Below are 9,732 nucleotides of genomic sequence, written 5' to 3'. Positions count from 1 at the left end.
CGTGAGTGGTATGGCCGGTTCTAACCGGCCATACCACTCACGACCGGTCCCGGCATCTTTCATCGGTGGTCAGGTGGTACAGGCGGTTTGACCGAGTGCGAATCCGCTGGGTGTGCTGGTGGAGTTGCCGGTGGCTTGGAAGCCGATGGCGACGCTGGCGCCGGGCGCGAGGTTGGGTGCCCATGTGGGCGCCTTGGCCGTCACGTGCTGCCCGGACTGGTTGACGGTGGCGTTCCAGCCGCTGGTGATCTGGGTGCCGGCGGGCATGTTCCAGCCGAGTGCCCAGTCGTCGAGGGTCGCGGTACCGGTGTTCTTGAGTGTGGCGGTCGCGGTGAATCCGCCGTTCCAGGCGTTGTCGACGTGGTAGTTCACCGCACACGCCCCCACCGGATCAGGGCCAGGACCGCTACCGCCGGAGGGCGGGATCAGGTACGGCTGCAGTATCGACTGCTTGGCCTGGTTCACCGTGGTCCAGTCGTCGTTGAGGATGCCGCCGGTGTCGCCGGAGTTGGGGTTCCACGACCAGTAGGTGAAGCTCGTGCCACCGGCCCCCGTTCCCGCGTACTTCATCAGTTCCCGCAGCCAGACCTTGTCGCGTGGGTCGGTGAGCGTGCTGCCGAACTCGCCGAGCAGCACCGGCGCGATGTTCTGCTTCTTCAGGTAGCCGAAGAAGTGATCCCACAGCCCGGGCAGGTTCGACGGGAACGCCGGGTCCGAGAACCACGGCTGCGGGAACACCGAGGTCGCGTACTCGTGCGCCGAGTACACCAGCTTGTCCGGTTTGGACAGCCGGACCGGGAACTGCTTGGCCCCCGTGAGGTTTCCGCCCCACCAGCCGCAGCGCGGCTCGCCGGTGCCGTCGACGCAGTCGATGCCCTCGACGACGATCAGCCAGTCCGGGTTGGCCGCGAGCACGGCGTTGCCCGCGCGTTCGGCGGCGAGCCGCCAGTCGGTGGCGGCATCACCGCAGCCCCAGCATGCCCCGCCGCCACCTTGGATCGCGTGCGGCTCATTGTGCAGATCGGCGCCGATGACCGTGGGGTTGCCCTGGTAGTGCCTGGCGAGCATGGTCCAGTCGGCGATCCACCGGCTTTCCGGGTACGCGCTGGTGTACCAGAGCGGGGACTGCGCGCCGGAGTCCGGCCGGTGCCGGTCCAGCAGGACGCGCATGCCCTTCACGCCGGCATACGCGACGATCTTGTCGAGGATCTGCCGGCCGTTGAGTCCTTGCAGATCCGGATTCTTGGCGTAGTCGATGCTGTTCGGCGCCGACCCGGCGTCGAACAGCTGGTTGGAGTAGGGCATGCGCAACGTGTTGTAGCCGAGGCCTGCCATCTGGTCGAGCATGTCGCGGTAGCCGCGGGACCACAGGCCGTGCGGCGAGTAGTTGGCCGTCTCCGCGCCGAACCAGTTGATCCCGGTCATCCGCACCGGCGCGCCGGACGCGTCGACGATCTGGGCCCCGGAGGTGTGCCAGAAACCGGGGGTGGCCGCGGTGGCCGGGGACGCCGCCAGAACGGCGCCCCCGGTCAGTACGGCGGCCACGAAAGCGAGTAGCCGCTTCATCATGATTTCCTTGTCAGCCGAACAGGTCCACGTGGGCGGCGAACGCCGTGGCGATCTCCGCCTGCGCCCAGAACCGGTGATAGGTGAACGTCGGTGCCGCGCCACCGTCCAAATAGGACTGCACCTTCGACCACTGTGGATCGCTCTTGTAGAACGACCTGATCGAACCGAACGTCGAGCTCGCGCTGATCGGGTCGCCGTTCGGCATCTTGCCCGTCCAGCCTGGGGGCACGTACAGCCCCTGGTCGGTGCCCGCGTTGTAGGTGTCGTCGAAGCGGTTGTAGTCCGTCCGCGTCTCCGGCACCGCGATCCCCTTCGCGTCGGCGTTGGCCGTCAGCGCGGTGAGCAGCTGCTCGCCGACGGTCTTCGCCTGTGCGTTGCCCGAGCCGGACGCGTAGTACAGCAGCGTCTTGGCGAGCGACGCGGCGACACCGACGTCCTGGCTGTAGTTCTTCACCGTGACGCGCAGGCCGGCGTTCGCACCGGGGCTGGTGGCGTTCCAGTTGTCCGGCGCGCCGCTCCAGGTCAGGTCCGACGGGATCTGGAACGATCCGCCGGTGCCGACCGTGGTGCCCGCGATCGCCCAGGGGACCCACTTGTCGAGTATCTTCTTGGCGCGCGCGTCCTTGGTCGCCTGGTAGTACTCGGCGATCCGTTCCATGCCCCAGGTCTGGAACCCGAACCACTGATTGCTCGGCGGGTCGTGCCAGACGGGCTGGTGGTCGTAGAACATCCCGTAGAACGTCGACGAACCGGCCGGGGGAGCGGCGTACTGGCCGTCCCAGCTGTTGGTGGCACCGCCCGCGATACCGCCGTCGGCGGATTGCAGCCACTGCAGGAATTCCAGCTGCCTGCCGAGACTGGTCGCCCAGTCCGCGGCACCGGTCGCCGAGGTCACCTTCAGTCCGGGGTCGGCCGAAAGCGCGTACGCGGCCAACGGGTTCTGGTACCCCTGGTGCGCCGCACCGTCGCCGATCCGCCACGCCCACGGGCTGTTCGGGTCGAGCGAGCCGCCCCAGGCGTAGTACCACGAGATGAGGTAGTGCTCGCTGTCCTTACCGGTCCCGGCGGGACAGGTGGCGGGGCCGACGCAGTTGCCGATCTTCTTGAAGTACTTGTCGAACAGCGAATACCGCAGGTAGTCGCCCATCTTCGACGCCTTCTTCACCACGGCCGCGACGTCGCCGCCCTTACCCTGCGCCTTCGCCCAGTTCTGCGCCTGGAAGGCCACCTGCACCACGCGGGCGTCCGCGTCCGGAGCGTCGGTGTACTTCCACTGCTTGGCGTAGGAGGAGTCGCCGGTGAACAGGTCGAGATACCCGTTCTTACCGCCGAACTTCATCGTGTCGCAGCTGGGCTGCGTGACGGTCTCCCACACCGACTCCTGTGAGCCACGCTGGAACGTGTTGATGAACGCGGGCGCGGTGTTCGTGCCGTCCCCGCAGTGCCCGAACCCGTAGATGTTGTCCACGTCGAGCAGCCAGTGCATGCCGTAGACGTCCGGCGATCCGTATGCCGCCTTCAGTTCGGCCGCGATGGGGTCGGAGCCGACAGGGATTCCGCTCTGCAGTTGCGACGGATACGACTTCGGGCTCGGGTACTCCGCCGCGTAGGTCGCCGGCTTCGCCGCGTTGTACCCGCTGTTGCTGGGCTGATCGGCCGCCGACGGGATCGCGTAGGTCTCCAGTGACGTCCAGGCCGTGTTGAACGACGACCAGTCCCCGGTGATCCGCCCATAGGAAGCCTCGAGCCACAGGTAGTAGCTGAACGCCTCCGACGTCGTCTCGTGCCCGTGATCCGGGGCCTCGACGATCAGCGACTCCACCGAGTGGTACGGCACCAGCAGGGTGCCGAACTTGCGGAAGTAGCCGCTGGCCGGATCCTTGATCTTGTTGTACAGCTTGAGGAACTCCTCCTGGTAAGTCGAGGTGGACGACGAGATCTCGGTGATCGTGACGGCCGCGGGGGCGTACCCCGCGCTGCTCGCGGTGAAGGTGGCGCTGCCGAGCGCGCCGCCGTTGTCCGCGCTGGCGACGGTGACGTTCTGTGCCACGTTCCAGTTGGCAGGGGTGAACGTCAGTGACGCCGGGGTGGCGGTCAGGTCGGTGCTGCCTGCCGTCCTGGCGACGGTGACCGTGACCGGTGCGGCGGGCGCGCCCGCCAGCGTGAGCCCGAACTTCGTCGTGCTGCCCTGCTTGACCTGGCCGGTCGGCGGAGTGGCCACAATGGACGGTCCGGAAAGGACTTTCACCTGCACCGGGCTGGAGGTGGTCGACGCGTTCCTGTTGTCGTACGCCTTGGCTGTGACCGTGTAGGTCCCGGCAGGGACGTTGCCCCAGCTTCCTTCATAGGGCGCGGTCGTGTCCGTCGCCAGCAGCGTGTCCCCGGCGTAGAACTCGACCTTGGCCACCGTGCCGTCGCTGTCCGCTGCGGTCGCCGCCAGTGGCACGGTCGCCGGCGCGTAGTAGGTGCCGGTCGGTGAAGGCGCGGTCAGGCTGACGGTCGGCGCCTTGTTCGCGCCGGTGCAGGCGGTGCCGTTGACGGAGAAGTCCGTCGGCGGGCGGTTGGCGCCGCTCTTGCTGCCGTTGAAACCGAAGGTCGTGCTGGCGCCGGTGTCGAGATGACCGTTGTAGGACAAGCTGGTGGCCGTCACCGCCGCACCGGTCTGCGCGAACGTCGCGCTCCAGCCCTGCTGGACCTTCTGCCCGTCGGGGAAGGTCCAGCCGACGCGCCAGCTGTCGAAGGGCGCGCCGTCGTTGCGCAGGGAGATGTTGGCGGTGAAGCCCGCATCCCAGTCGTTCGTCGTGTAGGTGATGGTGCAGGCGACATCGGCGCCGAGCGCCGGGGGAGGTGCGGTCAGCACGGCGGCGGTCACCGCCGTGCCTAATGCGAGCGTGAACGCACGCCGTCTCAGGGACCAACGCATGGCCGGAACTCCTTTGTCCGTCGAGGGGCCAGCGATCTGGGAGCGCTTCCAGGGCGAGACGGTAGCTACCGTGTTACGTGCCTGTAAAGCACCAAAATCGACAGCGCGCAGTCGGGATGACGCCAATGACAGCGCTGGGCTATCGCATTGTTCGCCGGAATATCGTAGTGCCACTCCCGGGTCCCACCCGTTCGGCGGAGCGGGGCGTCACGGTGCGCGAGCGGTCTCGCGGATCGATAGCGCCGAATGCATGAGCACGCCAATACGCGAGATATCTGATATAGCGAAAATTACGAATTTAGGGAGGTTTCGGAACGTGATCGGCGGTATCTGCCGAATCATCGTTTTCGATCTCGATGCATACCCCTTTGCCGCTGGTCGCGAGAAGAAGTCTGCTCGCGAAATTGTCGAAATTCGACAATTCCAACGCCGACGACATGAGATCAACTCGGTGGCTGCGCGGAAAATGATCACCTGTGGCCGGCGCGCGGAGCGCGAAAAAAAGCAGGCATCAGGTCGGTGATCTTCCACTGGAATCGAATTGGCAATTAAGCGGCCCAACGCCGTGAGTGTCAAGTAACGAATTCGCAACGAAACTTGATCACAAAAAGACTCTTTGCTGGGAGGTTTCACTGTGGTTTCATCAGTATGGCTGATCTGAGAGCGCTCCCAGTCGCGCGTCACAATGAGGTGGAGACAGCACATGAAACTGAGGTATGCCCTATCCGCGGCCGGGCTGGCACTGGCAGGCGTCACGGCACCGGTCGTCGTCGCGGCACCGGCCGCGCACGCGGACACGCAGATCTGCGAACAATTCGGGTCGACCACGGTCGGTGGCAAGTACATCGTGATGAACAACCGCTGGGGCACCAACGCACAGCAGTGCATCAACGCCACCGGCAACGGGTTCCAGATCCAGACCCAGCAGGGCTCGTCTTCCACCAACGGCGCGCCGGTGTCGTACCCGGCGATCTACGTGGGCTGTCACTACGGCGCCTGCTCGCCGGGCACCAACCTGCCCCGGCAGCTCAACCAGATCGGCAGCATGCCGTCTTCGATCACTTACTCCTATGTGGGCGGAGCGACCTACGACGCCGCCTATGACATCTGGATGGACCCGACCGCGAAGACCACCGGTGTGAACCAGATGGAGCTGATGATCTGGTTCAACCGCCAGGGTTCGATCCAGCCGATCGGCAGCCCGGTCGGCACGACGAACATCAACGGGCGCGGCTGGGAAGTGTGGCAGGGCAACAACGGCGGCAACGACGTCGTCTCCTATGTGGCCCCGTCGGCCGTGACGAGCATGTCGTTCAACGTCATGGACTTCGTGCGTGACGTCGACGCCCGCACCCGAGTCGACGGCTCCTGGTACCTGACCAGCGTGCAGGCCGGTTTCGAGCCGTGGAACGGCGGCGCCGGCCTCGCGGTCAACTCGTTCTCCGCCGACGTCAACGCGGGCAGCAACCCCGGTCCTGGTCCTGGCCCGTCGGGGGCGTGTGCGGTGAACTACCACGTCGACAACGCCTGGAACGGCGGATTCACCGCGACCGCCACGGTGAAGAACACCGGCTCGGGCACGCTCAACGACTGGACGCTCGGCTGGAACATGCCCTCCGGCACCCAGATCACCAGCGGCTGGAACGCGACAGTCAGCCAGTCCGGGCAGCACGTGACGGCGAAGGCGCCCTCATGGGCGTCGAATCTCGCGCCTGGCGCCAGTGTCGCCATCGGCTTCCAAGCCACCGGCAACTCCACCAGCACACCCAGCGGATTCGCACTCGGTCAAACCGCCTGCACCACCTGACCCAGACCCGCGAAAGACAAAGGAGCACACTCAATGAAGAGTCCATTGTGGTTCTCGAAACGGAAGGCGCCGCTGGCCGTGGCGTCCGCCGTGGCGGCCGCAACCCTCACCGCCGGGCTGCTGGTGATCGGTGGTACCCCGGCCGGTGCGGCCACCGGGTGCAAGGTGACCTACTCGGTCAACCAATGGGACACCGGGTTCACCGCGAACCTCTCGGTCACCAACCTGGGCAACGCGATCACCGGCGCCTGGAAGGTCGAGTGGGACTTCGGCGGCAACCAGCAGGTGCAGCAGGGCTGGAACGCCGAGTTCGCCCAGTCCGGCAAGCATGTCGGTGCGTCGAATCCCAGCTGGGCTCCAGGGCTCGGGTCCAACGCTTCGGCGTCCTTCGGGTTCAACGGGTCCTATTCGGGCACGAATGACATCCCGGGGTCGTTCTCGCTGAACGGCGTGCGCTGTGACGGGACGACCGGCCCGACGACCCCCACCACACCGACCACGCCAACGACTCCGACCACGCCGACGACCCCCACCACCCCGACGACTCCGACCACGCCGACCGATCCAGGGTCCCACGTGGACAATCCCTACGCCGGTGCGAAGGGCTACGTGAACCCGGACTGGGCCGGTTCGGTGAACGCGGCGGCCGCGGCGAAGGGCGGCGACCTCGGCGCGAAGATGGCCAAGGTGGCGAACACCTCGACGGCCGTGTGGCTCGACCGCATCGCCGCGATCGCGGGCGGGGGTGGCGCGCGAAGCCTGCGCGGGCATCTCGACGCGGCATTGGCGCAGCAGAGCGGCAGCACGCCGGTGACGATCCAGATCGTCATCTACGACCTGCCGAACCGTGACTGCTCCGCGCTGGCGTCCAACGGTGAGCTGCTCGTCGCGCAGAACGGACTTGCCAGGTACAAGAGCGAGTACATCGACCCGATCGCGTCGATCCTGGCCGACCAGAAGTACAAGTCGCTGCGGATCGTCACGGTGGTCGAGCCCGACTCGCTGCCCAACCTGGTCACGAACCTGTCGTTGCCCAAGTGTTCCGAGGCGCAGTCCAGTGGTGCGTATGTGCAGGGCATCCAGTACGCGTTGAACAAGCTGCACGCGTTGGGCAATGTCTACACGTATCTGGACATCGCGCACTCGGCATGGCTTGGCTGGGACAGCAACTTCGGCCCGTTCGTGAACTCGGTGACGCAGCTGCTGCGTGGCACGAGCGCGGGAGTGAACAGCATCGACGGGTTCATCAGCTCGACGGCGAACTACACGCCGGTGACCGAGCCCAATCTGCCTGACCCGCTGTTCACGGTGGGTGGGCAGCCGATCAAGTCGGCGAAGTTCTACGAGTGGAACCCGTACTTCAGCGAATCCAGCTACGGCACCGCGATGTACAACGCGTTCGTCGCCGCCGGACTGCCGAGCAACATCGGCATGCTGATCGACACCTCGCGCAGCGGCTGGGGCGGCGCGGCTCGCCCCGATGGCGCCTCCGGGTCCACTGTGGACGCTTACGTCAACTCGGGCAGGGTCGACCGGCGGCTGCACCGCGGCAACTGGTGCAACCAGAGCGGTGCCGGGCTGGGCGCACGCCCGACGGTTTCACCGGCGCCGCACTTCGACGCCTACGTCTGGATCAAGCCGCCGGGTGAGTCCGACGGTGCCAGCAAGGCGATCCCGAACGACGAAGGCAAGGGTTTCGACCCCATGTGCGACCCGACGTTCCGCGGTACCCAGCAGGCCAATGGCGGCAACCTGACCGGCGCGTTGCCGGACTCGCCGTTGGCCGGTAAGTGGTTCCAGGCTCAGTTCGAGCAACTGGTCCAGAACGCTTACCCGCCGGTGCAGTAATACTTCCCGGGCCGGGCGGCGCCACAGGAGCCGCCGCCTGGTCCGGGGTCCACCAAAGACTCGTCAGTGTTGCCGACGGTTCTGAGGGGAAACGCAAAGGTGGCGCGCTCGTGGACTCGGCTTGGGCGTGGGGGTCGTGAGTGGTACGGCCGGTTCTAACCGGCGAAAACACTCACGAGTCTTGGCTTACGGAACGATTCGATGTACGCCGAGCAGCACCTGCTGCCAGGCGGCGTCGGGATCGGCGCCGTGTTCGACGGAGTTGAGCGCGGGCGCGACCACCGACTCCTGGATCTGACCGTCACCGGGGCCTTTGTACTGCGGCTTGGCCACCTTCCGTGCCTGTGCCACGAAGACCTGCCCGAACAACGCGCCACCGAAGTAGCTGTTCTGCTCGCTGAGCAGGTCGGGTGACTCCAGCGCGGCGACCTGGCTGGGGAAGTTCCCGCTGATGCGGAACGCGGTGAGCTGCTGCTCGGGCGCGGTGAGCCAGGCGGCGAGTTCGGCGGCTTCCTTCGGGTGCGCGCTCGCCTGCGGAACCGTGAGGTAGGAGCCGCCCCAGTTGCCGCCGCCATCCGGGAACGCGTCGACGATCGCCCATTTGCCAGCGTTGTCCAGGCCTGCTTCCTTCTCGATCACGCCGAGCATCCACGATGGACAGACCTTTGTCGCGAAGCCGCCCAGCCGCAGGCCATTGTTCTCGTCGTCGGCGAACGCGGTCAATCCCGCCGATTGTCCCTGTGCGACGGCCGCGGTGATCTTGTTCCACGCGGCCTTGATCGCGGTGTTGGTCTCGAGTGTCGAGTGATTCTCAGTGTCGAGGTAGCCGACGGGCAGCTGATTGACCATGGCGTTGAACGTCTGCGGAGCCGAGTCGAACCACGGTTTTCCCTTTGAGCGCCGGACATATCCCTCGCCAGCGCGGAAATAGCTATCCCAGGTCGCGAACATCGCCTTGACCGAGCCGGGGTCGGTGGGCAGCCCCGCCGCTTGCAGCAGGTCCTTGCGGTAGCACATGGCGAGCGGGCCGATGTCGGTGCCGTAGCCGATGAGCTTGCCGTCTTTGGTGCGCCCGGCCTCGTATTTCCACGGCAGCCACCGCTCGGGCCGCACCTCGCGCGGGCCGATCCGCGCGAGGTCGTTGAACTTCGCGGACTCGGCGAGCACGTCGGCCAGGTGGCCCTCTTCGACGGCCTGGATGTCGGCGAGACCCTGGCCCGTCTTCAGTTTCGTCAGCAGGTCCTGGTGGTACGGTCCGCCCTGGTCGGCGCGCTCCTGCCGGATCGTGATCCCGGGGTGGTTGAACCGGTAGGCCGCGAGCAGGTCTTCGTAGCCGAACTGGCCGAAGGTGGCGATGGTCAGGGTGATCTGTTGCGGCGTGGTGGATCCGCAGCTTCCGGTGAGCACGCACACCGCGGCCGCCACGATCCACGCTGATCGTCTTCGGGTCATCTCCGTTCATCCTCTCCGCGGCCGTGGGGGGGGAGCGGGTGGTGGGGCAGGGGTGCACCCCCCGCCGCGACAACCCCAGCGCCGGCCAAATTGTACCCCGACCCCGGGGCGGGGGTGGGGTAATAAAAAAAGA

Annotated in this window: 6 protein-coding genes; 3 read left to right on the top strand and 3 right to left on the bottom strand. The window is 66.4% G+C overall.

All coding sequences use genetic code 11. From position 1 onward, the window contains the following. Nucleotides 1–69: 69 nt before the first annotated feature. Nucleotides 70–1,566 carry a cellulase family glycosylhydrolase gene (locus ACFV15_RS32670; protein ID WP_378355200.1) on the bottom strand — a complete coding sequence of 499 codons (1,497 nt, stop codon included), beginning with the start codon at nucleotides 1,564–1,566 and terminating at the stop codon, nucleotides 70–72. Between the two features lie 13 nt (nucleotides 1,567–1,579). Further along, entirely contained in the window at nucleotides 1,580–4,492 is a 2,913-nt protein-coding gene (locus tag ACFV15_RS32665; RefSeq protein WP_378355199.1) for a glycoside hydrolase family 48 protein, read from the bottom strand. A gap of 316 nt (nucleotides 4,493–4,808) precedes the next feature. Between ACFV15_RS32665 and ACFV15_RS32660 the strand changes: the two genes are divergently transcribed. The 3 genes from ACFV15_RS32660 to ACFV15_RS32650 all read left to right on the top strand — a co-directional run bounded on the left by ACFV15_RS32660 (nucleotide 4,809) and on the right by ACFV15_RS32650 (nucleotide 8,147). Next, nucleotides 4,809–5,015: a hypothetical protein gene (locus tag ACFV15_RS32660; RefSeq protein WP_378355197.1), complete on the top strand. Its 207-nt coding sequence runs from the start codon at nucleotides 4,809–4,811 to the stop codon at nucleotides 5,013–5,015. A 180-nt stretch (nucleotides 5,016–5,195) separates the two neighbouring features. Then, nucleotides 5,196–6,299 (top strand): cellulose binding domain-containing protein, encoded by a 1,104-nt coding sequence (locus ACFV15_RS32655; protein WP_378355196.1) that lies wholly within the window; start codon nucleotides 5,196–5,198, stop codon nucleotides 6,297–6,299. A gap of 33 nt (nucleotides 6,300–6,332) precedes the next feature. Next, entirely contained in the window at nucleotides 6,333–8,147 is a 1,815-nt protein-coding gene (locus ACFV15_RS32650; protein ID WP_378355194.1) for a glycoside hydrolase family 6 protein, read from the top strand. Nucleotides 8,148–8,333: 186 nt separating this feature from the next. Here ACFV15_RS32650 and ACFV15_RS32645 read toward each other — a convergent pair whose 3' ends face one another. Beyond that, nucleotides 8,334–9,599, bottom strand: coding sequence for an extracellular solute-binding protein (locus tag ACFV15_RS32645; RefSeq protein ID WP_378355192.1), 1,266 nt, complete (start codon nucleotides 9,597–9,599; stop codon nucleotides 8,334–8,336). Nucleotides 9,600–9,732: the final 133 nt, after the last annotated feature.

Source organism: Amycolatopsis sp. NPDC059657, from assembly GCF_042734395.1.
In the GTDB taxonomy this organism is placed as follows: Bacteria; Actinomycetota; Actinomycetes; order Mycobacteriales; family Pseudonocardiaceae; genus Amycolatopsis.
This window is presented reverse-complemented; position numbering and strand designations above follow the sequence as displayed.

What these genes read in the sequence shown, in the direction of transcription:
- ACFV15_RS32665 (WP_378355199.1), bottom strand. Translation starts at nt 4,492, where the DNA reads ATGCGTTGGTCCCTGAGACGGCGTGCGTTCACGCTCGCATTAGGCACG.
- ACFV15_RS32670 (WP_378355200.1), bottom strand. Translation starts at nt 1,566, where the DNA reads ATGAAGCGGCTACTCGCTTTCGTGGCCGCCGTACTGACCGGGGGCGCC.
- ACFV15_RS32645 (WP_378355192.1), bottom strand. Translation starts at nt 9,599, where the DNA reads ATGACCCGAAGACGATCAGCGTGGATCGTGGCGGCCGCGGTGTGCGTG.
- ACFV15_RS32650 (WP_378355194.1), top strand. Translation starts at nt 6,333, where the DNA reads ATGAAGAGTCCATTGTGGTTCTCGAAACGGAAGGCGCCGCTGGCCGTG.
- ACFV15_RS32655 (WP_378355196.1), top strand. Translation starts at nt 5,196, where the DNA reads ATGAAACTGAGGTATGCCCTATCCGCGGCCGGGCTGGCACTGGCAGGC.